Origin of the sequence: Spirosoma endophyticum (assembly GCF_900112365.1) — a bacterium.
GTDB lineage: Bacteria > Bacteroidota > Bacteroidia > Cytophagales > Spirosomataceae > Spirosoma > Spirosoma endophyticum.
In genome coordinates this window covers 629,234-652,779 of record NZ_FOLQ01000003.1, presented here as the reverse complement: position 1 = coordinate 652,779, position 23,546 = coordinate 629,234, and the positions used below count along the sequence as shown (strand labels likewise).

19 protein-coding genes are annotated in these 23,546 nt (G+C 48.2%); 6 read left to right on the top strand and 13 right to left on the bottom strand.

Going from position 1 to position 23,546, the window contains the following annotated elements:
- Positions 1-63: 63 nt before the first annotated feature.
- Positions 64-717 (top strand): endonuclease III, encoded by a 654-nt coding sequence (gene nth / locus BM202_RS11755; protein ID WP_093826127.1) that lies wholly within the window; start codon positions 64-66, stop codon positions 715-717.
- Positions 718-771: 54 nt separating this feature from the next.
- On the opposite strand, the gene BM202_RS11750 is transcribed toward nth, so the two are convergent.
- Positions 772-1,191 carry a nucleoside-diphosphate kinase gene (locus tag BM202_RS11750; RefSeq protein ID WP_093826126.1) on the bottom strand — a complete coding sequence of 140 codons (420 nt, stop codon included), beginning with the start codon at positions 1,189-1,191 and terminating at the stop codon, positions 772-774.
- A gap of 150 nt (positions 1,192-1,341) precedes the next feature.
- Between BM202_RS11750 and BM202_RS11745 the strand changes: the two genes are divergently transcribed.
- From BM202_RS11745 to rdgB, 3 genes are all read left to right on the top strand, one after another.
- Positions 1,342-2,361 (top strand): DHH family phosphoesterase, encoded by a 1,020-nt coding sequence (locus tag BM202_RS11745; protein ID WP_093826124.1) that lies wholly within the window; start codon positions 1,342-1,344, stop codon positions 2,359-2,361.
- A 122-nt stretch (positions 2,362-2,483) separates the two neighbouring features.
- Positions 2,484-3,401, top strand: a complete 918-nt coding sequence (locus BM202_RS11740; protein WP_093826122.1) for an FKBP-type peptidyl-prolyl cis-trans isomerase — start codon at positions 2,484-2,486, stop codon at positions 3,399-3,401.
- Between the two features lie 70 nt (positions 3,402-3,471).
- Positions 3,472-4,050, top strand: a complete 579-nt coding sequence (gene rdgB, locus BM202_RS11735) for an RdgB/HAM1 family non-canonical purine NTP pyrophosphatase (protein ID WP_093826120.1) — start codon at positions 3,472-3,474, stop codon at positions 4,048-4,050.
- 79 nt (positions 4,051-4,129) lie between these two features.
- Here rdgB and BM202_RS11730 read toward each other — a convergent pair whose 3' ends face one another.
- The 7 genes from BM202_RS11730 to BM202_RS11700 form a co-directional block, all read right to left on the bottom strand.
- Positions 4,130-6,250: a peptidylprolyl isomerase gene (locus BM202_RS11730; protein ID WP_093826118.1), complete on the bottom strand. Its 2,121-nt coding sequence runs from the start codon at positions 6,248-6,250 to the stop codon at positions 4,130-4,132.
- A gap of 183 nt (positions 6,251-6,433) precedes the next feature.
- A complete protein-coding gene (locus tag BM202_RS11725) occupies positions 6,434-6,985 on the bottom strand; it encodes a sll1863 family stress response protein (RefSeq protein ID WP_093826117.1) in 552 nt (183 codons plus the stop codon).
- A gap of 91 nt (positions 6,986-7,076) precedes the next feature.
- A complete protein-coding gene (locus BM202_RS11720) occupies positions 7,077-7,688 on the bottom strand; it encodes a thioredoxin family protein (RefSeq protein ID WP_245776630.1) in 612 nt (203 codons plus the stop codon).
- A gap of 481 nt (positions 7,689-8,169) precedes the next feature.
- Positions 8,170-9,450 carry a T9SS type A sorting domain-containing protein gene (locus BM202_RS11715; RefSeq protein WP_093826114.1) on the bottom strand — a complete coding sequence of 427 codons (1,281 nt, stop codon included), beginning with the start codon at positions 9,448-9,450 and terminating at the stop codon, positions 8,170-8,172.
- Positions 9,451-9,515: 65 nt separating this feature from the next.
- Positions 9,516-10,685, bottom strand: a complete 1,170-nt coding sequence (locus tag BM202_RS11710; protein ID WP_093826110.1) for an AIR synthase related protein — start codon at positions 10,683-10,685, stop codon at positions 9,516-9,518.
- Between the two features lie 25 nt (positions 10,686-10,710).
- Positions 10,711-11,247 carry a hypothetical protein gene (locus tag BM202_RS11705; RefSeq protein WP_093826109.1) on the bottom strand — a complete coding sequence of 179 codons (537 nt, stop codon included), beginning with the start codon at positions 11,245-11,247 and terminating at the stop codon, positions 10,711-10,713.
- Positions 11,248-11,315: 68 nt separating this feature from the next.
- Entirely contained in the window at positions 11,316-12,281 is a 966-nt protein-coding gene (locus BM202_RS11700) for a Gfo/Idh/MocA family protein (RefSeq protein WP_093826106.1), read from the bottom strand.
- 107 nt (positions 12,282-12,388) lie between these two features.
- Between BM202_RS11700 and BM202_RS11695 the strand changes: the two genes are divergently transcribed.
- Positions 12,389-13,240, top strand: coding sequence for a DUF481 domain-containing protein (locus BM202_RS11695; protein ID WP_093826104.1), 852 nt, complete (start codon positions 12,389-12,391; stop codon positions 13,238-13,240).
- 64 nt (positions 13,241-13,304) lie between these two features.
- Here BM202_RS11695 and BM202_RS11690 read toward each other — a convergent pair whose 3' ends face one another.
- From BM202_RS11690 to BM202_RS11675, 4 genes are all read right to left on the bottom strand, one after another.
- Positions 13,305-14,117: a LysM peptidoglycan-binding domain-containing protein gene (locus BM202_RS11690; protein WP_093826101.1), complete on the bottom strand. Its 813-nt coding sequence runs from the start codon at positions 14,115-14,117 to the stop codon at positions 13,305-13,307.
- Between the two features lie 81 nt (positions 14,118-14,198).
- Entirely contained in the window at positions 14,199-14,684 is a 486-nt protein-coding gene (purE, locus tag BM202_RS11685; protein WP_093826099.1) for a 5-(carboxyamino)imidazole ribonucleotide mutase, read from the bottom strand.
- Positions 14,685-14,822: 138 nt separating this feature from the next.
- A complete protein-coding gene (locus tag BM202_RS11680) occupies positions 14,823-16,037 on the bottom strand; it encodes a DUF1501 domain-containing protein (protein WP_093826097.1) in 1,215 nt (404 codons plus the stop codon).
- Between the two features lie 86 nt (positions 16,038-16,123).
- Complete coding sequence (locus tag BM202_RS11675; RefSeq protein ID WP_093826095.1) at positions 16,124-17,587, bottom strand: DUF1800 domain-containing protein; 1,464 nt, start codon at positions 17,585-17,587, stop codon at positions 16,124-16,126.
- A 176-nt stretch (positions 17,588-17,763) separates the two neighbouring features.
- Between BM202_RS11675 and BM202_RS11670 the strand changes: the two genes are divergently transcribed.
- Positions 17,764-21,819 (top strand): S8 family serine peptidase, encoded by a 4,056-nt coding sequence (locus BM202_RS11670; protein WP_093826094.1) that lies wholly within the window; start codon positions 17,764-17,766, stop codon positions 21,817-21,819.
- 86 nt (positions 21,820-21,905) lie between these two features.
- On the opposite strand, the gene BM202_RS11665 is transcribed toward BM202_RS11670, so the two are convergent.
- The gene (locus BM202_RS11665) at positions 21,906-23,510 is read right to left on the bottom strand and encodes a S8 family peptidase (RefSeq protein ID WP_093826093.1); all 1,605 of its coding nucleotides are present in this window, start codon (positions 23,508-23,510) and stop codon (positions 21,906-21,908) included.
- Positions 23,511-23,546: the final 36 nt, after the last annotated feature.

Genomic DNA, 23,546 nt, shown 5'->3' with positions numbered 1-23,546 from the left:
GGGTGGGTACAACCTCGCATAGCTTTTGGCTACGCAAGTTTATACCCACCCTATGAAAATGCTATGCAAAAAAGAGAACGGTTCCGGCGGTTTATTGAGTATTTTACTCAGCACTACCCCGACCCTAAAACGGAACTGAACTTCGGTAATCCCTTTGAATTGCTGGTTGCGGTGATTTTGTCGGCGCAGTGTACCGATAAACGGATCAATCAGATTTCGCCCGCGCTGTTTGCTCGATTTCCTGAACCAGAATCATTGGCTGCTGCTTCTGTAGACGAAGTATTTAGCTACATACGTAGTGTTTCTTATCCTAATAATAAGGCGAAACACTTGGTAGGAATGGCTAATATACTGCTAAGCAAATTCGGAGGAGAAATTCCGGCGACAGTCGATGAGTTGCAGACGCTACCAGGCGTCGGGCGTAAAACGGCGCATGTGATTCTGTCGGTGGTGTACAATGAGCCAACAATGGCGGTCGATACACACGTATTTCGCGTTTCCCACCGAATTGGACTGGCTCCGTTGACGGCTACTACCCCGCTAGCTGTCGAAAAAGCCCTGATGGCGCACATTCCAAAACAATACGTTCCTAAAGCTCATCATTGGCTCATTTTACATGGCCGCTACGTATGCCTAGCCCGATCTCCCAAATGCGAAATATGCGCGCTTAGAGAGTTCTGTAAATATTACGAAAAGTTGCTGGTTGTCAGTCAATAGTCATTCGTAATATAGATCCATGAATCTACTATTGACTGCCGACCAGCAATTATTTTAATACTGCTCCGTGGTGGCAAAAAAGAAACTACCTTCGATTTCAGCGTTTTCGTCTGAATCCGAACCATGAATGGCATTGGCTTCGAGCGACTTGGCATATAATTTACGAATAGTACCTTCTTCAGCCTGAGCTGGGTTTGTGGCGCCAATAAGTTTGCGAAAATCAGCTACAGCATTCTCTTTTTCCAGGATCATTGGCACAATCGACCCCGACGACATGTAAGCCCGTAGATCGTTGTAAAATGGACGTTCACGGTGAACTGCATAGAATTGTCCGGCTCGTTCGCCCGTTAACTGCGTTTTTTTGATTGCCACAATGCGGAAACCCGCTTCTTCAATCTGCTTAATAATTGCGCCTGTATACCCGGCCTCTACGGCATCGGGCTTAATCATTGTGAACGTGCGGTTCGTTGCCATTCTACTAATTATTTCGATATTTTAGTTGCGTCTTACGTTGCGGGCGCAAAGGTAGGTAGTTTCGCCTGAAATGTCATGATACGTAACAAGCCCGCTGGTATTTGAATTATTCGTACTTTTGGCTTTTGATTTGGCTTTGGCCATTTGTTTATGCAAGAAATTGAAGCGATTGGCGCGGTTATCAACGGCCCCGCGCAAACCGTGCTAATCACGACCCACCAAAATCCCGACGCAGATGCTATGGGTTCATCGCTGGGACTGGCGGGCTATCTTCGCCAAAAAGGGCATCAGGTAACTGTCGTTACACCTACTGATTATTCCTTAAATCTTCACTGGATGTCGGGCAATGATCAGGTCATTGCTTTTGAAGAAAAAGCGCGCGTATCGATAAGCCAGTTAATAGAAACAGCTGGTGTTATTTTCTGTCTCGATTTTTCGAGCCTCGAACGTATTCGTGAACTGGCACCCCTAGTGCGGCAGTCGTCGGCGCTTAAAATACTGATTGATCACCATCTTGAACCGGAGTCATTCGCTGACCTAGCTTTATGGGACCCTACCGCTTCAGCAACGGCCGAACTGATTTTTCGACTCATTGTCGAATTAGGGGATAAAGCCCTGATTAATATTCCTATTGCAGAGTGCCTGTACTCAGGTTTAATGACTGATACAGGTTCGTTCCGCCATTCGAACACCACCGGTAACGTCCACCGGATGGCTGCTGAGCTGGTAGACCTGAACATAGATGTCAGTACGATTCACCGGCGCATTTTCGATAACGTAACACTCGACAAATTTCGGTTGCTGGGCTACGTATTAAATGAAAAATTGAAAGTACTGCCTCAGTATAAGTTTGCTTACATCACCCTAACCGACGCCGAACTAAAACGCTATCGATCAAAAACTGGTGATACAGAAGGTTTGGTCAATTATGCACTGGCGGTCGAAGGCGTTGTCATGGCGGCCATTCTTATAGAACGTAACGACGAAATAAGGCTCTCGTTTCGTTCTATAAGTGATTTTTCGGTACGTAATCTGTCCAGCGAACACTTTGACGGAGGAGGCCATCGAAACGCGGCTGGTGGACGGTCTAAATTATCCCTGGCTGAAACGGAAAAGAAACTTCTAGCTGTGTTACCACTTTACCAACAGCAGTTGTTGGAAACTGTCTAGAAAAATTTGCGGTATTCGGTTTATAGTTTACGGTAGTAAACCGATGCAGTTCACGTACTAGTACCGCAACCCATAAGTCATATACCGTAAACTCACTTTAAGCATAAACCAAGTAAATTCTCATGTCTCTTAAAAATTTCGGGAAAGCCGCCCTGATCGTCGCTGTAGTAGCGGCCTGCGGTAAAAACCGCCAACAGGTAACGGACAACGGCCTGAAGTACACAATTCACGAGCAAGCGGAAGGAACCCGCAAAGGAAAGGTTGGCGATATTTTAACGCTTCATCTCACGTTGATGAATAACAAAGATTCCATTCTACGCGATACGCACAAAGAAGGGGCTCCTTTTCAGATGCTTTTGCAGGTTCCGCCTTTCAAAGGTTCCTATGAAGAAGGGCTGACAATGCTTGGTAAAGGCGATAGCGCTACGTTCTATGTTAGTGCTGACTCATTGTTTACCAAGGCGATGCAACCCCTGCCACCAGGGGTTCAGAAGGGCACCGACATTGGTATCGCGGTGAAAATTTTGAATGTACAGTCGGAAGAAGAGTACAAAAAAACGCAGGCGGCCGATGCGGAGAAACAGAAAGGTATTGATGCTAAAATCATTGATGATTACGTAGCAAAGAATGGCCTGACGGGTAAAGTGCAAAAGACACCATCCGGCGTTTATTACGTAGTGACGCAACCCAGCACTGGCCCATCGCCTAAACCAGGTGATGTAGTGCAGGTTCACTACGTTGGAAAGCTGTTAAACGGTAAAGAATTCGACAATTCGCACACAAATCCACAAGCACAGGGGAAACCAGCTCAATTCCAAATTGGTGTTGGTATGGTGATTCCGGGTTGGGAAGAAGGCATCAGCAAAATGCACAAAGGCGAAAAAGCTATGCTTATTATTCCTTCAACATTAGCCTATGGCGCGCGTGGAAATCAGGGTATTGCCCCGAATTCGGTACTGTTGTTTGACATTGACCTGATTGACATTCAGAAAGGACAACCAGGACAAGGCCAACCTGGAATGCCGCAACCTGGTCGTTAATAATAGTAGTTTTTGGTTTCTTTCAGAAGCCGTTTGCAGTTATAGCTGTAAACGGCTTCTTTTGTTGATTATGGAACTCTGCTTTGCTACGAACAACCAACACAAATTAGACGAAGTCTCTACCGGACTTGGTAATGCCTTCATTCTTAAAACGCTCAGTGATATTGGCTGCACAGACGAACTGCCAGAAACCTCGGGCACGATTGCGGGTAATTCCCGTCAGAAAGCCGATTACGTCTGGACGCATTTCGGTGTGTCATGTTTTGCTGATGACTCTGGCCTGGAAGTAAATGCGTTGAATGGGGAGCCGGGTGTCGATTCGGCATTTTATTCTGGTAGCCGTGATGCGGGAAAAAATATTCAGAAGCTACTTAGAAAATTAGAAGGGAACAGCAATAGAAAGGCTCGGTTTATTACGGTCTTTACGCTGGTCTTACACGGCGTTGAACACCAGTTTGAAGGCATTATAGAAGGCCATATTCTGGCGGACCCACGAGGCACCGGTGGATTTGGTTATGATCCGATTTTTCAACCTGATGGCTACGACCATACCTTCGCAGAGATGAGCCTGGAAGAGAAAAATGCCATGAGCCACCGCTCTCGGGCACTGGCTAAGATGCTGACTTATTTGAAGAAACAAATAATGTAGCGCGGATAGCTAATCACACTAAATAAAATGCCCTCTCCTGGAATCCAGAAGAGGGCATTTTATATATCAGGCGTAAAGTCTAATAAAACTTCGCCCGGCGATCTTCAACCTTGGCGGCTTCCTTAATCGCTTCGTTGATATACAGACTAATCCGTGAGGTGTTGTTTTGCTGCAATTGCGTTTTGTAAAGTGCATAATCAGCAATGGCAGGCGCTGGCGTCAAGTTTGTCGTTTCCATCATTAAAACGCCACCTTCGCCCACAAAAGGCTTACTACGTTTACCGGGTTTCAGGCCAAATGCTTTTCCTAAAGCAATTGGATCAACACCTGCGCTACGTAGAAAACCAGTTGCCAGATTAATGCCTTCAGCCGATTCTACCAGGGCACCAGCACCATATTTCTGAGCAATGCTTTCGAGCGTCCCGCTAGGATTACCAAGTTTGGCAAGAATCTGCTGACCTTTCAGTTCATTACGAACTTTAGCCGTTAGCTCAGTCCGGTAATCATTTACCGATACGTTGTCTTTATCGGTCTTATTCGTTAGTACAGCAATAACGTACTGATCACCAATTTCGAATGGCTCCGATACAGAATTAAGCTCCGTTTTGTCGTTGAAGGCCCAACGAATAACTTGTCGTACTTCAGAGCCTGTCAGTGCATTGATCTGTTGAGCACCTTCCATAATACGATCAGCCGTAGCAACGACCAGCGATTTATCTTCTTTTACTTTCGCATCAAACGTTTCTTTCGTCTGCACTTCCGATGCAAACTGATCAGCTTTACGTAGCGCTTCGTCACGAGTGGTCTGGCTAGGCGTAATCGATTTCCCAATAGCCGCTATCCGGTAAAGAACGTTCGTTTTAGGCTGCGTAACTTTAATAATATGGTAGCCAAATTCGGTTTCAACCAGCCGAGGAATCAACCCGGCCGAAGTCGCCCCAAATACTGCCGATTCAAACGGTTTGACCATTTGACCATTATTTTTGAAATAACCGAGGTCACCACCAACCTGAGCAGAGCCATCCTGGCTGTTTGTCTGAGCCAGCGCTTCAAAGCTGGCACCACCCTGAATCTGTTTCAAAATGCTTTCCGCCCGGTTACGTGCTGCAACTTTCGCAGAGTCGGCTAAGCCCTTCGTCTGAATCAGGATATGGCTGGCCCGAGCCGTAAAATTGGTATCTTTCTTGGTCCCGCCATACTTGTAAATGAAGTAGGTATTGCCTTCACGAAAAGGCCCGTATATACCACCTGGCGAGAACGTTGGAATAGACGCCCGAAGTTGTTCCGGCATTTCGCCCGCTGTCATGTATAAGGGAACGGGAACATCGCTATTTTGCCGCGCAAAAACAGAATCGTTCTGAGCACCGCCTAACCCACGAGCCAGCGATTTAATCTGGTTATACAATGACGCACTGTCTTCTTTCGAAGGGGCAACCGAGAACGTTACGTATTGAATCGAACGGCTATCCGTTCCAGGATACTCATCTTTATGTTTGCTCAGATAATCCTGCAATTGAGAATCCGTGACCTTAACGGTCGTATCGTTAATGGTATAATAGGGAATGAATAGAAATTTCACATCCGCTTTCGAATTCTGCGCCTGATATTCCTTCTGTGCTTCGGCAGTTGTTGCGAATGACGACAGACGTATCAATCCTTCGTATTTGTCACGCAGCCGTTGCGAACTCAGATTTTTCTCGAAACTTGCCCAGGCCTGCTGCTGCTGAATAGGCTGATTCTTCAGCTTTTTCAGGTAATCGATAATTGAGCTTTTATTGAACACCCCCGTTTGCGGGTCTGTAAAGGCCTGACGAACAGCCGGGCTAATATTGTTGCCCTGCACCATATCAACCAGTTCTTCCTGAGAAACCTTAAGTCCGAGTTTATCGAACTCTTTCTGATAAGCTATCTCGAACAGCATCTGATTCCAGGCTTGTTCGCGGATTTGGGCTAAATCCTGATCGGCGGGTGCGCGACCAGATTGTTGTTCAAATTGTGCACGAAGTTCGTCCACTTTAGCATTGAACTCTTGATAGTCAATGGATTGGCCAGCAATCTCTCCGACTTCCTGCTGATTTCCGCCGAACAGCAAACTACGACCGCCGAGCAAATCCCCACCCACAATGAACAGAATCAGGCTGACGGCAATAATACCAACAGCCAGTCCCGAACGTTCTCTGATCTTATTAATGACAGACATTTCGCTTTTAACAGAAATTTTAGCCCGCAAAATAACACTTTTCCCCGCTGGAATACAAGTGGTAATCGCACATCTGTCCTCAAAAGTGAGGAAAATACTCTACATTCGTTCAACAAAAAAAGTGTCGACTTTCCGCGAAAAGTCGACACTTCGTTAGATAGTTCAAAAAGTTGAACGCAGGAATTAGTTATTGTCCCGCTTTAGTTTGTCGCCTGCTTTATCGAAAGCATCGCCTATCTCACGACCAGCTTGTTTGAAACCTGATTTTACATCTTTCCAGGCATCGGCAGTCGCATTTTTAGCGTTATCAATATCCTCTCCTAATTCTTTTCGTTCTACTTCAAGTTTTGCTTTCTGACGCTCCGTTTCGGCTTTTGCTTTATCGCTTTGATTATCAGCTTTAGCCTTTAACTCAGCAATTTTAGCATCCAGTTTGTCCTTCTGAACGTTCATTTTCGCCACAGCCTCATCACGCTCACGTTTAAAGTCAGCCGATACTTCATCAGCTTTATTGTCCACTTTATCGCCAGCTTCGTTTATGTCTTCCTTTGCGTTTTCGGTAGCATCTTTCGTGTCAGCAGAAATGGCATCACCCGTTTTTTCGAGAGCATCTTCCGTGCGTGACTCATTTTTGTTATCTGATCCACAGGCTTGCAGTAATGCCAATGATGCGACTAGCATTACTGTACCGGCAACGTGTTTGACTTGGTTTAACACTAAGTGAGACTTTTTCATAATGATCTACGTGTAGTTTGATTTTCATCAATCACTTCGCAAATGCTATGCCAGAATGCAAGAAGATACAATCTATCTGTTGCCTATCACCTTAACCTTTCCACTTAATCGCGCAACCGATGGGCTTGGTGATAGGCGACTGAACCGGTCGACCAAGCAACAAACTACTAACTGCTTCATCTACGTATTTACGCTGCACATTTGCGCCATCCTGCGGGCTATCATCGATCGTACCGAAATATTCGAGGATAAACTGTCCGCCCGTTTGCTTGAGCACATAAACCTGCGGTGTACGGGTAGCGCCAAATGCATGAGCCGTCGCCTGTGTTTCATCGATGGTATAAGCGTATGAATAACCTTTATCACGAGCACGGGCTTTCACATTCTCGAAGGAGTCTTCTTCGTAGAGAGCTGGATCATTAGGCATTATGGCCAACACAGGAAAGCCTTGCGGAGCGAATTTTCGATCCAATGCAATCAAACGATCTTCGTAGGCCTTTGCGAAAGGGCAATGATTGCTGGTAAAAACTACAATCAAGCCTTTCTGTGCCTTGTAATCTGCGAGCGAGATGCTACGTCCATCCACGTTTTTCACACGGAAATCCGCTACAGCGTCACCAAGAGTATAGCCTGTTGCTGATTGTGCCAAAACGACTGGTTGAGTCAGCAACGAAACAAGTAAACCGGCTAAAAACCAACTCATGACTATTTTCATTGGGGAATTTTTAAACATTTGTTGATTAGATAACAAACGTAACTGAAAGATTAATGTGTGAGCCCTTTTAAGAGACATAGATAAAGCTTATCCTGTAAATCGACACTGAATGGATATACACCCTACCGCTTACCTGCCGGCTGTTGTTCTTTCGGCCATTTTAAAAGACTCAACTCTGTCATCCGCAACGTTGGCATAAAGTCAATTACTTTTTAAAGCGGGCAACAAATCAAAACCACCAATTAATAAAGAGCTAAATAAAGTGCGATCTGTTTCAACGTGTACAATAAATAGGCTATATCAGCGTTTTAAAACCGTTATGCACCTTCAGCCCCACTGGTTACCAGTGGGGCTTTTTTTATGAATCAGCCTAAACTACGCTTTTTTCTACACCGCAATTAGTACAACTACCTTATCCAGAAAATTGACTGCCGCACCGGTCGGGATGACACAGATTCACCGGTTTACATTAGGGCACAAGTACTTTAATAACCTTTTTCTGTCCGTTGGTCTGCACATCCAGCCAATAAAGTCCGCATGACAATGGCTGATCGACTACGAAATCAGCCTCACCTGCCTGGCGTTCCAGCCGTCCACTAATCGTCTGTCCGGTAGTTGTTCGCAATTGAATCACAGCGTCACCGGCGTTCCATAAGCGTAAATGAATACGAACAGCCGTCGATGGATTGGGATACACTGCCACTACGGGCTCATTAACCTGAATAATGGCCGATATTGGTTTGAACGCATGGCGAGAACCGTCGTTGTCAACCTGCATTAATCGATAGTAATTCACGCCCGGCTGCGGGTTAAGGTCAGTCAGACCGTAGTATTGTCGTTCATCGGTATTGCCTTTGGCGGCTAGTTCACCAACCGGTACATACTCGCCTAAATCGCGACTACGCTCAACGACGAAGCGGTCGGTATTACGTTCCATAGCAGTTGTCCAGGCCAGTTGAACGCGGTCACCCTCGGGTTTTGCCGTGAAGTCAAGTAACGTAACAGGGAGGATACCATTGATGTCGCGAATCAGAAAATCATCAACCTGAATTTTAGAAATTCCGTCGTCGAAACCCAATTTAAAATCAGTGACAGACTGACTTGGGGTCAACACGGGCTGGTTATCAAAAACCTTTGTGGTACCCACCCATAAATCATACGTATCGACAGGCTGCTGCTCCAAATCCCCTAATGGGGTCAGGTAACGTAGTGTACTACCTGCTTTGTTCAGGATAAACGTAATGGTTTGCCAGCCGCTAAATGTTTGTGGATTATTAGGAGCACTTCCACCATTGGGCAACGCGTTAGCCTGAAAACTAGTATTATCCTGTATATCCAATGCAAAGCGTGCATAAACGGATGCGTTGGTTGGTGGGGTTGGAACGTTGAAGCCAGAGCCTACATAAAACTTCACGGCGTTAGCGCCGGGCTTAGATGTTGAGAGCACCTGGAATCGAAACTGAACATACAACGAACTGGGCGCGGGCGAAAAATCTGTCGTCCGAACTACATATCCCCGCGTCGTATTGTCAGCCTGACGATCAAATTCCAATGCCTGCCCCACAACATTTACAAGCAGTGTGGCCCCTGATCCAATACCATTAAACTTCGTATTATCCGGCGTAGCACTAATATAATCAGCGGGAACACTACCCGTCGAAAAGTCCTGCTCAAAATAAGTCGTCTGACCTATGGCATCAGCAGCTACAAGCAAGCAAAACAGGAAAAGAGCAGTATAGACTTTTTTCATAAGAGGGCTTCGTTAGGATGGTACATCCTTTCGACAGCGATCTATAAACAAAGTCATTAAGTAACTCAATAAATAAAATTACCTACTTCGCTCTGGATTGTCACCTGCTTGCCGTCATAGGCTTCAACCCGTCCAATAATCTGGGCCTCAATCCCGAATGAGTTCGCTACGTCGATAACTTGCTGTGCGTACGTTTCGGATAAGTAGACCTCCAGCCGATGGCCCATATTGAAGACCTTATACATTTCCTGCCAGCTTGTACCACTTTCGGCCTGGATAAGCCGGAATAAAGGTGGAATCGGGAAGAGGTTGTCTTTGATAATGTGCAGGTTATCAACAAAATGAAGCACCTTCGTTTGGGCTCCACCTGAGCAATGCACCATGCCGTGAATCTGCGGGCGAAGTTCATCCAACAGCACTTTCGCTACGGGTGCATAGGTCCGCGTTGGCGACAGAATGAGTTGGCCAACTGTTGTACCATCCGGAACGTTTGGCAACGTATCTGTTAACTGTTTGCTGCCACTATAAATAAGGGATTTATCGACAGCGGGATCAAAACTTTCAGGGTATTTTCCAGCCAGGTAATGCGCTAGTACATCGTGACGGGCCGACGTCAGACCGTTGCTGCCCATGCCACCATTGTAGGTCGTTTCGTAGGTCGCCTGACCGAACGATGCCAGACCAACGATAACATCACCCGGTTGAATCCGGTCGTTGCTAATCACCTGATCGCGTCGCATTCGGGCAATAACGGTACTGTCCACAATGATCGTCCGGACCAGATCGCCCACATCGGCAGTTTCGCCCCCAGTGCTATAAATCTCAACACCATAATCACGGAGCATCTGCAAAACCTCCTCCGTACCCTTTATTATTTCGGCAATCACATCACCCGGGATCAGGTTTTTGTTACGTCCGATTGTCGACGACAAAAGCATGGGCCCTGTAGCGCCAACGCAAATTAAATCGTCGGTATTCATGACGACAGCATCCTGCGCAATACCTTTCCAAACGCTCAGATCGCCCGTTTCGCGCCAGTAGAGATAAGCCAGAGACGATTTAGTACCAGCTCCGTCGGCGTGCATAATGGTACAAAAATCTGGATCAGCCGCCAGCGTATCGGGGACAATTTTGCAGAATGCTTTGGGGAAAAGCCCCTTATCAAGTTGGGCAATAGCGTTGTGAACGTCTTCTTTACTGGCGGAAACTCCGCGCTGGGCATAGCGGTCAGTCATATCGCAAAGTTACGTAAACGTATGCCTACTTTACCAGAAACTCTACGGTATAGCCTACTGGCAACTTGGGGACAAGTATCCAGTTCATGCTGTATTCTAGTTTTTTACAAGCCCCAGCTTCTCGAACGTCTACCGTATAGATATATTTTTTTGCGCGATCATCTGGCTCAACGATCCTGGTGAACGCTACGTTGCAGCCACCAGCAGCATAGTTACCGAGCAAGGTGTATTTTGAAAAGTCAATAGGTTCAAGCTGGTAATTTATACAGGGAAAATTCCCGGAAAATCGAGTTGAATCGTAGTAGTTTTTGTAGTCGAAATAACCATGAAAACTGCTGTCATTATCAATTACAATATTGGCTTGCCCGATTTTTGGATTGAAGATAAGAGCCGGTTCATAGCAACTCCATTTGTCAGAAGGGATGACCGTTTGAGGGTATACGGCGCTAATAATTCCTTTATTATGATCATTTGGATCAAGCAAACCGATACACCCTTCCAATATGGCCAGAAAGCCAATCAGGAACCACGAAGCGCCGGACCATGACCTATTCCCTTTCATACTACGCCGAGTATGGCTGTTAACGAAGGCTTTAAGACAAACAACGCTATTAAATACTTGTTTTTCCCTCAATAGATAATTCCAGCTTCGGCACGAATAGTGTCTAGTAGTTCCATCAAATTCAGGCTGTCATCAAGCGACCACTGTGGGCTTTCCGTCCGGCCTTCGGCCAGGCACTGCATAACGTGCCTAGCTTCGTAATCGTAACCATGCGTAGCACGTTCAAACGCAATAATTGTCGGCTCTTTGCCTTCCTGAAAAAGCGTGAGCCCTTCCGTTTCGTGAAAGCGACTATGAATCTTAATTTGTCCAGTTTCGCCCTGAATCAAGCCAACACAGTCGGTTTTGGCCAGCAACGTACTATCCAGCAAAGCCAGTTGTCCATCAGCATACGTCATTACGATACCATTTTGTTCGTCAACACCCGTTGTTCCGAACGTAGCTGATGCTTTAATTGTGACGGGTTTACCCAGAATAAGGTATGATAAAAACAGCGGATAAATGCCAATATCGAGTAAGGCACCACCGCCAAGATCTTTGTTGAAAAGTCGATTTTCGGGCGAAAAGGGGGCTTTAAAACCAAAATCAGCCTTTACTGAAACGACCTTCCCAATCGCTCCTGACTGAACCAACTCCAATGCGTGTACAATGCCGGGCATGAATCGGCTCCAGAGGGCTTCCATCAGAAATATGCCCTTCGTCCGGGCCGTTTCGACCATTTCCCGAACCTGCTCGCCGTTCATAGCAAATGGCTTTTCGCCCAGTACGGCAACATTTCCATTAAGCAACATCATTACGTTTTCATGGTGCTTTACGTGGGGCGTTGCCACATACACTACGTCCAGATCGGGTAGGTTAATCAGGTCTTCGTAGGCGCCGAATGCATGAGGAATGTTGTACTCCTGGGCAAATTCATCGGCCCGTTGCTGGCTAGTAGATGCCACGGCGTAAAGTTGCGCATCGGGCAGTGTAAGCAGGTCCTGCACGAATTTATGGGCAATGCGGCCCGGTCCTAAAATTCCCCAGCGAGTCATGGTTATTGATGGTTAGAAAGTAAGGGCTATTGGATAAATTGACCGGCTGGTCAGTCGTCAAATGTATCTTTTTTTTCTAAGTTGCGCTTTCAACAATACGGTATTCTGTGAAAAACATCCCGTTATTCTTACTCCTCTTCGGTTTTCTCTTTATTCGTTATCATGCATGCGCTCAAATTGTTGAGCAATCCGACCCACTACGGCCCTCTTTATCAGACTCTACTATAATCAGTAAAAAAGATTCAGCCAGGATAACCTCTGGCCAACAGAAAGTCGATTCAGTCAAACTTCCAAAGCCAGTAACACGCATCTTTCGGTATCGCTTCACCGCCGACGGTACGGTTACGAGTGGGAATGTGAACCGCACACTTATCCAGTTAACCAGCGCCGTCGACTATCAGTTAAGCAACTATTTTAAACTATCGAGCACCCCTTCGTTTGTGTACGGGAGACAAAGTGGCGTTCTGGCCGAACGGGAGTGGTTTGGGGATTTGCGGACAACGTATCGATACGAAAAGCGATTATACTACCTGGCCTTCGGGTCGTATGAACGTAGCAACTTGCGGCAGATCACGCATCGCTGGACGGCCGCAGCTGGGGCTGGCTATAAACTCGTAAATCGCAAGCGCGTGTATATTTCCATTACTGACGTTCTCATGCAGGAATACACCGATTTCGTCGAGCTGGATGATATCAATATTTTTCGAAACTCAGCCCGGCTCTATGGCGAATACACCTTCGACAAGGATCGATTTACCATAACTCACACGGCCTTCTATCAACCCGCATTGGGGAAATATAATGTTCGGTGGAATGCAAGTGTGAGCGTTCAGATAAAACTAACACAGGTTGTCAGTTTACGGTCAACCATAGCGAATGCCTACGAAAGCCTGGTCGTCCCGGGCCGCCAGAACAATGACCTACGGTTTACGGTCGGACTGGTGTATGAGAAAAAATAGTCGTAAGTCGTAAGTCAATGGTCACCAACGTCAGTTACTGGCGACTAATGACTTATGACTATTTTTACTGTTTATCCGGATACGGGATAATCAATTTTTCGCCCCGAACGGCGATATCTTTATCTTTCTTGTTGGCGCGCATGATGGCTTCCTTGCTGACACCATATTTCTGAGCCACGACACGTAGTACATCGCCCGGTCCAACCGTATGAACGGTCATTGCTTTCACCCTCAGCTTCGTAACGCCGGCTTTAACATTGGTTTCCGATACGTCGGGATTAAGGGCTTTTAACGTAGCAATTTTCATGTTATACCGATTCGCTACGCTATAGAAGGTTTCCCCTTTCCCAACGGTATAGGTACTTGCCACACCGCCGGGCTTCACTTTCACCTTCGTGACAGCAACTTCTGCCTTTGGTTTTTCTTCTGTCTTTGGCTTTTCAGCTTTCTTTTCTTCTTTCGGCTTGTCTACTTTCTTCTCGACCGGCTTAACAGCCACCGGCTTTTCGACGGGAACAGGCTTGCCATCAGTCGTTTCCCGATTGTCTTCTGCGACTTCTTCCGCTTTCGCATTGGCTTCAGGCGCATCGACGGGCGGTGTTGCCTGCGACAGATCGACCGGCGCTGGTTGCGAAGACGTGTCAGCCTCCTGTGGAGCCATCAACATTTCAGGATCATTTTGTGCCAGTGGTTGCTGCGACGCCGTATCGAGTGCTACGTTTGTTAGTTCGTCAGAGCCATCTGTATCGTCAGTAACGTAGCCGTACCCAATATAAAGGAGGGCGGCAATCAGTCCGACCAACGCAATGAGCGTGATGGCTGGCAAACTGGAATTTCCGGCTCGGCGAGGATTAGATGGCTGGTTGGTATCGTCCATTGTCAATAATGTGTAATTAGGATTGTATAAATAAGGGTAGATATGTGGGCTTCTGGGAAGGAACTGCTTTATAGAAGCACACTATCCATTATTTAGCAACTCTCGGCTCATATCAGCCACTTTTTCCTTTAAGCTTTCTTTAAAATCCGTAAGCTTGCGAGCCACTTCGTCGTCGAAGGTGCCAACAATCTGCGCGGCCAGAATACCGGCATTACGCGCCCCATCGAGGGCCATTGTTGCTACGGGTACACCACCGGGCATTTGCAGAATTGACAGGACCGAATCCCAGCCATCAATCGAATTACTTGATTTGACCGGAACACCAATGACGGGCAAGATTGTCATTGACGCCACCATACCCGGCAGGTGAGCCGCTCCACCCGCTCCGGCGATAATGACCCGCAGCCCACGAGCGCGGGCTGTTTTAGCATAGTCGACCATTTTTTCGGGTGTGCGATGGGCAGAAACAATGTCCATTTCCCACGAGACGCCCAACTCGGTCAGAATAGTGGCGGCCTCCTGCATGACCTTACGATCGGAGAGACTACCCATGATAATACCTACCATTCAGATGTTTATGAACTAACTTTATCTGCGAAATAACGGAGAATAGAGGAGATTTCGGGGTTATATCGCCGAAAAATTTCTCTTCAATCAGAAATGAATGAAAGTTAACCTATTCATCTCTCCTTTCTCCTCCTATTCTCACACGATCTTCAGTCCATCGAATTTTCGACCCAGAATGGCTACGTCGTCGGCGCCCAGGTAATCGTGGAGAAGTGTAGCATAAATCTGTCTAAAATCCACCGAATACGTCAGGTCGCCATCGGTCAATTTCGTCAGATTCGGGGCTTCGTTCAATACACGTCCTGATGGCAGTCCGCCCCCAATCAAAAACACGTTGTTGGCTGTGCCGTGATCGGTACCGTTGCTGGCGTTTTGCTTCACCCGTCGACCAAATTCAGAGAATGTCATTAGCATGACGTCATTCTGACGACCGGTAGCTTTCAAATCGGTCATGAAAGCGCCGACCGCTTCGGCATATTGACCCAGTAAACGTTCCTGCTGCCCCGGCTGATTGATATGCGTATCAAAACCGCTTATCGATACGTAGTAAATGCTCGTAGTAACCCCTGACTGAATCAGTTGCGCTACGGTTTTGAGACGATTGCCCAGTTCGTGATTCGGATACGTAGCGGTGTTGGAATATACTTTTGATTTATCATACACGTAGGCCGCCGATGACACCGTTTCGGCTAGTGTTTTATACAGATAGGCTACAGATTCGGGTTCTTCACTCGTCTGGTTATGTGAGTGACTTAAACCCGTGACCAGATTACCCCGGGTTTGATTATAGAGTTTTTTCGGATCTAAAACGGCCAACCCATTCGAATTACTGCCTTTCATAGCCAGACTCAACGTATCATCGACTTCGACGGTGCGAAAAGGCTGCTGTTCCTTACCAGAGCAGGCGGCATCCAGGTAACGCCCAACCCAGCCCGTGCGCAGGTATTTATCTGAATCGCTGGCGGTTTGCCAGATGTCCATCGACCGAAAGTGCGACCGATCGGGATTTGGATAACCAACGTTGTTAATGACGGTTAATAATCCTTCATCATACAGGGCTTTCAAGGGCGTCATAGCCGGATGCAGGCCAATTTCGTCGTTTAGCGTTAACACTTTTTCGGGTCGAATGGCAATGGTCGGGCGTTCCTGGTAATAAATATCATTTCGATAGGGCACCACCGTATTCAGGCCGTCGTTACCACCCGACAGTTGAACAACAACCAGCACTTTACCAGTTGAGGCTATTGACGGCTGGCCCAGCGCCTGCATTTCGTAGGCTTTCAGAAAATGCGGAATCAGCATAGTGCCCGCCGTCGTGAAAGCCGATTGTTTGAGGAAGTTTCTGCGGTTCATGATTAAAGAGCGAAAGTGTGAAAGAGCGAAAGTGTGAATTGATAGCGCCAGTTTTTTTGCTCATTCACTCTTTCGCTCTTTCACCATTAAGTTAGTTGATATTCCGGCAGGCTCATCAGCGCGGCCGTTAGGGCACGAATGCGCTCAGAACGAGTCTGAGCCGGATTGGTTTGTTTTTCAAGTAACGGAAGCTGGTCGGGACGTAGTGGAAACGGTAGCAACGTAGCGGCAATGGTCTTAGTCAATTCTTCGTCAGGTGTTTTGCTGAAGGCCGCTTCAAAATCGGCCCAATCAACTGTTGTTCTGAATTTTGCCCCGCCTTTTCGGGCTAGCGCCTGCGTGTTCACATCGCCATCTTCTTTGGGCTGTACCATGACATCGGCGGCTTTCAGCACGTAGTTTGGCAACTGCATCCGAAAGAGCAGACTCGATGAATCGATCCAGTTTTTACCGCCGGGCCAACCCGCTACGTTCGGTGGGTAGAAGAGCAATTGACCCAGCGTTCGCTGCACAAAAATCTGCGGTTGCGGTTGATCGAAACGAACGCCGAGCGTGTGGCGCAGACCAGCCAGCAACTCCACCGGCGATTTAATGTGCGCCCCTTGATTTTTAGCGTCGTAGAACCAGTCGGCCATAAAGATCGTCTCCATCAGATCCGTTATGTCATAGCCGCTTTTGTAAAATTGTTCGGCCAGTTCGTCAACCCGTTTTTTGTCGTCTGGTTTACTAACCGGGCCATCTGCAACAAAGTAATTATAAATTTTTGCGGTAATAAATCGGGCGGTCTGCTTGTTTTCGAGTAGCATTGCTATGACGTCTTCGCCTTTGAAGGGGCCCGTTTTCCCGAAAATAGTTTTCTCACCGTCGTCATGAATGCGCTCCCGAAAGATAAACTGACCTTCGGGCGTGAATTGCCAGCCTGTGAAGGCGCGGGCCGCTTCTTTAATATCGTGTTCCGAATAGTTACCACGTCCCAACGTGAACAATTCCATCACTTCACGAGCGAAATTTTCGTTGGGCGCATTCTTCCGGTTTTGCTGATTGTTCAGGAATTGCAGCATGGCGGGTTCTTTCGAGACGGCCATGAGTAAATTGCCAAAACGGCCCAGCGCGTGTTGCCGGAGCGTATTGGCATACTGTTGCATAAGTAGTGGATTGCGCCCCATCGTCCGGCAGGCAAAATGCCCATGCCAGAACAAGGCCATTTTCTCGCGCAAAGCGCCCTTGCCTGATGCCATCTGGTCGAGCCATTGCAGGTTGAGATCGCGTACTTTTTCGGTATTCAGGCGAATGCGCTCTTTGAGCATATCTTTATCGAGTTGCCCATCGCGCATCATGCCTTTTAATTCCTGCTTCGACTCGTTTTCGTCCGGACTCACTACGTGCAGTTCCACTACCGATTCGCTGTCGGTGAACAACCGACGCACTATTTTACGTAGTGACTTGCCAGAAGCCTCATCCAGTTCGGCGGGTGTTGCGCCAAAACCCGCGCGGGCGAATAGGTACCGTAACCGAACAATATCGCGCGATCGTGTCGTGAACGTATCCATATGCAAAGGCTTAACTGAATCGGTATGACTGCTTTACAAGCGAAAGGTTTAATAAGTTACCATTAAAAGCCCATTAATCCAGAACAGCCCCAATTCTGGAACGCAACATGAATCGTTCTTTTTACGTACTGAGTATATACCTTTCAATCAGGGTTCTATCCGATTCTTTTTACAGCATGTTACAACGTTTATGGTTCCGGCTTTTCCTGGCGCTAACAACTGGTTTCATTGGTTTCAATGCCACTACGTTGACAGCGCAATCATTACCTTATTCAGCTTCGCAACGCCAGCAAATCATCCAGCTTCAGCAAACCATTCAAAAAGTTTACGACGCCAATTATAGCGTAGCGGTTTCACTGGCCAAAAAACTGGGGCGTCCGCTTCGGGAAGTCCGAAGCGATGGTCGGATTGTCGAGTTGGCGGGTGTAGATGCGCTAGGAAATCTGCTCTATAATGCTACGAATGTTGGTAATACGCAGGTGGCCAACATAACTCGCACCTCTTCACTTTATTCAGGCGGTAGCCTTGGGCTGAATCTGTCAGGTAGCAGCGCATCGGTACAGACCAAGCTGGGTATCTGGGATGGTGGAGCGGTACGCACGACCCACGTCGAATTAACCGGTCGTGTTACGCAGAAAGACAACGCCAGCGCCACTGCCGATGATGAGGAACACCCAACGCACGTAGCAACCACCATGATTGGAACTGGTGTTAACGCATTAGCGCGGGGGATGGCGTTTGGGGCCAAATTACAGGCCTGGGATTTTAGTAGCGACATATCAGAAATGACAACGGCTTCGCCTAACCTGCTTGTTTCCAATCACTCTTACGGCACACAGGCTGGCTATCAGTACAATCCTGACCGGGCAGGTACGGTAAAATGGGAATGGTATGGTGATACAACCATCAGTCGGGTGTACGATTACAAGTTTGGACAATATGATTCCCGCTCGCAAGCCTGGGATCAGATCGCTACCAATGCTCCTTATTACCTAATGGTAAAATCGGCGGGGAATGATCATGCAGCCAACGGTTACACGGCTGGACAACCGTATGTGTTGATTAACCACAATAACCGAACCAGCACGGTGCCCCGTGATTTCCAGACCGGATACGACCAGATTTCTACCTATGGTGCCGCGAAGAACATGCTTTCGGTAGGGGCCGCCAATGCGCTTCCGTATGGCTATAACCAGCCCAGCGACGTAGTGATTGCCGATTTTAGTAGCTGGGGGCCTGCCGACGATGGCCGGATCAAACCCGACATTGTTGGCATTGGCGTCAGTGTGCTATCGGCCAACTCCAGCAGCGATAGCGCCTATGTCACTCTCAGCGGTACGTCGATGTCGTCGCCAAACGTATCAGGCTCGGTATTACTCCTTCAGGAATATTATAACCAGCTCAATGCGGGTAAGTTCATGCGCTCGTCCACGTTGCGGGGGTTAGTGCTGCACACCGCCAGCGAAGCCGGAGCCAATCCCGGTCCCGACTACATATTTGGCTGGGGTTTACTCAATACGGAGCAGGCCGCCCGGGTAATTGGCAATGTCGATAAAAGTCATTTATTAAGCGAACGAACGCTTACTCAGGGACAACGCGATACGATTCAGGTCGTGGCATCGGGTCGTGGCACACTTGTCGCAACGATTTGCTGGACCGATCCGGCCAGTGCGCCAACCAATACGCTTAATGATCGAACGCCGAAGCTGGTCAATGATCTGGACCTGCGGGTTAACGATGGCACAGCCACGAGCTTACCCTGGACACTTGACCCCAACAATCCCAGTGCAGCCGCCACAAGAGCGGATAATATTCGGGACAACATCGAGCAGGTACGTATCGACAATGCGGTGCCGGGTAAAACCTATACGCTGGCCATTACGAATAAAGCGACACTTAATAGTGGCAAGCAGGACTATGCCCTTATCGTGAGTGGTGTTGGCGGAGTTGCCTACTGCGCATCGGCCCCTACGTCATCGGCTAACAGTAAAATCAATGGAGTTGCTTTCGGAGCGATCAATCAGACTGGCGCTAGCGGATGCACAACGTATAACGACTTCACACAGAAAACAATAGCCACGATTCAGGCCAGCCAGACGATTCCCCTGTCGGTCACGACGGGCACCTGCGGCACGTCAAACAACGTAGTGGTGAAGGCTTTCGCTGACTGGAACGCCGATGGCAACTTTACCGAAACCGGTGATAATGTCGCTACGTCGGGCGTACTGAACGGACCTGGTGTGTTCACAGCTAACGTCACCATTCCACAAAGCGTGACGATCGGGCAATTGGTCCGGTTGCGGATTGTCGCTACCGAAACGAGTGACCCCAATTCGGTGAATCCCTGCGGTTCCTATGGAAACGGCGAAACACAGGACTATCTGTTGCGTGTAATTCAGACGACTACCGATGTAGGCGCCACGGCGCTTATCTCACCCGCAACGGGTTTCTGCGGCCAAACTAATACCCAGGTGGACGTAGCGATACGCGTACACAATTACGGTAGCGCCGACCAGACCAACGTACCTGTAAGCGTAAAAATTACGGACGCGGCCAATGCAGAAGTAGCCACCTTAACCGGTACAGTTCCAACGCTGACGGCTTTCCACGACGCCCAACTAACGCTGAGTACCACTACAACACTGGCCCCTAATCAAACGTATCGGTTTACGATCACGACCAACCTCAGTAACGACCAGGATGCCGCAAACAATACCGTTACAGAAAATCGTATTACGGCCGCAGCACCTGCCAATGGTTTGTTTACGGCGACCCGCTGTGGCAGCGATACGCTCATTTCACTACGTAACAGCGGAGGTGGCACGGCCTTCTGGTTCGATTCGCCTACGGGGGGCAGTTTGCTGGCAGCTGGAAACCAGGTCGCGGTTAAAACCCTGCCTGCAACGGGACAGTTTTATGCCACACTAAACGAGTTTTCAGGTATAATTGGGCCAACCAGCAAACAGGCGTTTGGGGGAGGTTCCTACGCTGGAAACTTCGGTCCGGCACCGCTTATTTCAACAACCGTACCGCTGACTATTGAAAGCGCGCGTTTATACATTGCCACAGCCGGGCAGTTGACATTCACGGTACAGAGATATGATAATACCACTATCTCGAGTGTAACGCTGGACGTTACGCCCACCCGTAACCAAAGTCTGACCGCCACCAACAGCAGCGGTCAATTGGCCGACGATCCTAATGATCAGGGTGCGATTTACCCACTGAACCTACGTATCCCAGCCGCTGGTGACTACAAAATCACGATTGATTATGCCAATGGAGCCTCTATTTTTCGAAGCAATACGGCAGTTGGCGGCTTCCCCTATCAGCTTACCGATCAGGCGGGTACACCCATTGTAAAAATTAAAGGATCACTCTATGCCAGTTCGGCCACCACAACCGATACGTTGACAAACGCCTGGTACTACTTATACAACATCAAAGTTCGCTCGCTCGATTGCCCCAGTCCGCAACGGACCGCCGTTACACCGACAACCGGGGCTGCCGCAACAGCCAGCATCACGCCTAGTGGGTCCGTAAGCGTCTGTCAGGGAGCGAGTATAACGCTTCAGGCCAATACCGGGACAGGCCTTTCCTATCAGTGGTATAACAATGGACAGGCTATTACAGGCGCGACAAACAGTACACTGCTGGTCGCATCGGCGGGTAGTTATGTCGTGCAGGTAGCCAACACCTGCCTGCCCGTTCGGTCGTCTGCAGTTGCCGTAACCGTACGAACCGCTCAAACACCCGCTATATCTATCAATAGCTTTACGCTCACGACAAGCGCGACAACAAATATCCAGTGGCTACTCAACGGCGTCGCTATTCCGGGCGCAACCGGAACCACATATAGCGTTACGCAATCGGGACGATATTCCGTAAAAGGAAGCGTCAATGGCTGTGGCGAGGTTATTTCTAATGATGTAGTACTGACGATTCTAGCCGTTGAGCCAGACCCGGGTGAGGCAACGTTGAGCGTTTATCCGAATCCAGTCACGAAGCAGGTAACGGTTTCCATAATGGCCACCTCATTGCTGACACAACCACCCACCCTCCGGCTAACCGACCTGCGCGGCCTCACAATTCGTACTGCTACCTTGACGAGGGACGGCAAAAACTATTCGACCATAATGGACGTAGCTGATTTACCCGGCGGTACGTTCATTGTCGTTGTCGAGGATGACAAAGCACAGCGTGTCGGCGTGAAGCGAATTAGCAAGCAGTAGTTACCAAGCTTGAGATAGTCATTGAAAAATAAAAATCCCCGCTATCAATTTTGATGACGGGGATTTTTATTTTTCAATGACTATCTCTATTTCACTTTTCCCGAAGCAGCTTCCTGAGCGATAGCCAATTTTACCGCTTCGTATAAATTCACGACACCACCCGTTTTAGACAACGTAGCAAAATCAACCGTTGAATCCGATTCAGGTCGGTGAACTTTAGTTGTGTAGGGCGTTGCTGATTGCAGAATGATACGTTTAACATCGGCAGATGTGAGTTTTGGGAAATAGGACTTCAAGACAGCCGCAACCCCGGCAACGACCGGCGAGGCCATACTCGTGCCGCTGTTGTTCTCGTATTTGCTACCCGGCACCGTCGAATAAATATCCTTGCCCGGTGCAAATACATCTACATTTTGCTTGCCGTAATTCGAGAAACCAGCGACCAGATCAGCCGTATTAGGCTCAGCGCTGGCACCCACCGTTATTACGTTCGCAATGGCCGTGCCATCCATAAACCGGGGAGACGGGTAGTTGGCCGCCGTATCAATATCCTTCCCGTCATTACCTGCTGCGTGGATCATCAACACATCTTTCGAGAGCGCATAGCGTTCAGCATCCTCAACGGCTTTGCGCTGGGGCGAGTAGTCTTTGCCGAAACTCATGTTGATAATTTTCGCTCCATTATCAACAGCGTAACGAATAGCGTTGGCGATATCCTTATCCCGCTCGTCGCCGTCGGGTACGGCCCGAACACCCATGATCTGCACGGCATCCGACACGCCCATTACACCAAGATTATTCGTCCGGTCGGCGCCAATAATGCCCGCTACGTGGGTACCGTGGTCAGGTCGTGGGCCCGAAATGTCGGGGTTGCCGTAATCGCGTTGGTTCAAATCATTCGGATTGTCGCCTACAATGGCCCGACTGTCGAAATCGGGGTTGTAATTATACTCCGCCCGTGATTTAAGTTGCTCATTTGCTTTTTCGAGTTCGTCCATAACGACATCCGTATCAGCGGCTCCCTGCTGACGTAGCAAACGCAGAATACCGGCAACAGGCCGTTTCAGATCCGCATTCGTGAGCGTATCAGATGCTTTTCGAAGCGTCATGGTATCGAGCTTCGTTACGTTCAGCGTCTTTTTCAGGTTGTCAACCGCCGTTGTATACTGCGTATAAAACTGACTGATTCCCTGATACTGCGATTTATATTGGGCCTGATTCTTCTCGACCTCGGCCTTGGTTTTTGCATACAGATCGTACTCTTTCTGCTGATCGGGCTTCAGCGATTTCCGGTCTTTACCTTCGTATTTAGGTTTTAGTTGCGCATAAAGCCGGGTTACTTCGGCGGTTTCGTAGCTAACATTGCGGCCATCTTTACCGCCAATAAAATTCCAGCCGTGGATGTCGTCAACGTATCCGTTCTTATCGTCGTCTTTACCGTTTCCAGCAATTTCCTTTGGATTGATCCACAACACCCGGCGAAGGTCTTCGTGGGTCGTATCAATGCCGCCATCAATGACCGCTACAACCACAGGCGTAGGTTTGCGGTCTTTCAGGAGTTCGCTGTAAGCACGATCAACACTAATTCCTGCCGTTTTATCGGTTTTATCGCGCAGATACCACTGCGCTTCCTGCGCCGAAGCTGCTACAGAAAGCAGGCAGACCGACGCACTAATGAGGAGTTTCTTCATGAATTTAGAACAAAAAATCTTCACAAATTACGAAGA

Excerpts from the sequence above, each read along its gene's own strand:
- BM202_RS11675 (WP_093826095.1), bottom strand. The coding sequence starts at position 17,587 with ATGGATACGTTCACGACACGATCGCGCGATATTGTTCGGTTACGGTAC.
- BM202_RS11740 (WP_093826122.1), top strand. The coding sequence starts at position 2,484 with ATGTCTCTTAAAAATTTCGGGAAAGCCGCCCTGATCGTCGCTGTAGTA.
- BM202_RS11665 (WP_093826093.1), bottom strand. The coding sequence starts at position 23,510 with ATGAAGAAACTCCTCATTAGTGCGTCGGTCTGCCTGCTTTCTGTAGCA.
- BM202_RS11725 (WP_093826117.1), bottom strand. The coding sequence starts at position 6,985 with ATGAAAAAGTCTCACTTAGTGTTAAACCAAGTCAAACACGTTGCCGGT.
- rdgB (WP_093826120.1), top strand. The coding sequence starts at position 3,472 with ATGGAACTCTGCTTTGCTACGAACAACCAACACAAATTAGACGAAGTC.
- BM202_RS11710 (WP_093826110.1), bottom strand. The coding sequence starts at position 10,685 with ATGACTGACCGCTATGCCCAGCGCGGAGTTTCCGCCAGTAAAGAAGAC.
- BM202_RS11745 (WP_093826124.1), top strand. The coding sequence starts at position 1,342 with ATGCAAGAAATTGAAGCGATTGGCGCGGTTATCAACGGCCCCGCGCAA.
- BM202_RS11715 (WP_093826114.1), bottom strand. The coding sequence starts at position 9,450 with ATGAAAAAAGTCTATACTGCTCTTTTCCTGTTTTGCTTGCTTGTAGCT.
- BM202_RS11705 (WP_093826109.1), bottom strand. The coding sequence starts at position 11,247 with ATGAAAGGGAATAGGTCATGGTCCGGCGCTTCGTGGTTCCTGATTGGC.
- purE (WP_093826099.1), bottom strand. The coding sequence starts at position 14,684 with ATGGTAGGTATTATCATGGGTAGTCTCTCCGATCGTAAGGTCATGCAG.
- nth (WP_093826127.1), top strand. The coding sequence starts at position 64 with ATGCAAAAAAGAGAACGGTTCCGGCGGTTTATTGAGTATTTTACTCAG.
- BM202_RS11750 (WP_093826126.1), bottom strand. The coding sequence starts at position 1,191 with ATGGCAACGAACCGCACGTTCACAATGATTAAGCCCGATGCCGTAGAG.
- BM202_RS11700 (WP_093826106.1), bottom strand. The coding sequence starts at position 12,281 with ATGACTCGCTGGGGAATTTTAGGACCGGGCCGCATTGCCCATAAATTC.
- BM202_RS11690 (WP_093826101.1), bottom strand. The coding sequence starts at position 14,117 with ATGGACGATACCAACCAGCCATCTAATCCTCGCCGAGCCGGAAATTCC.
- BM202_RS11670 (WP_093826094.1), top strand. The coding sequence starts at position 17,764 with ATGTTACAACGTTTATGGTTCCGGCTTTTCCTGGCGCTAACAACTGGT.
- BM202_RS11680 (WP_093826097.1), bottom strand. The coding sequence starts at position 16,037 with ATGAACCGCAGAAACTTCCTCAAACAATCGGCTTTCACGACGGCGGGC.
- BM202_RS11720 (WP_245776630.1), bottom strand. The coding sequence starts at position 7,688 with ATGAGTTGGTTTTTAGCCGGTTTACTTGTTTCGTTGCTGACTCAACCA.
- BM202_RS11730 (WP_093826118.1), bottom strand. The coding sequence starts at position 6,250 with ATGTCTGTCATTAATAAGATCAGAGAACGTTCGGGACTGGCTGTTGGT.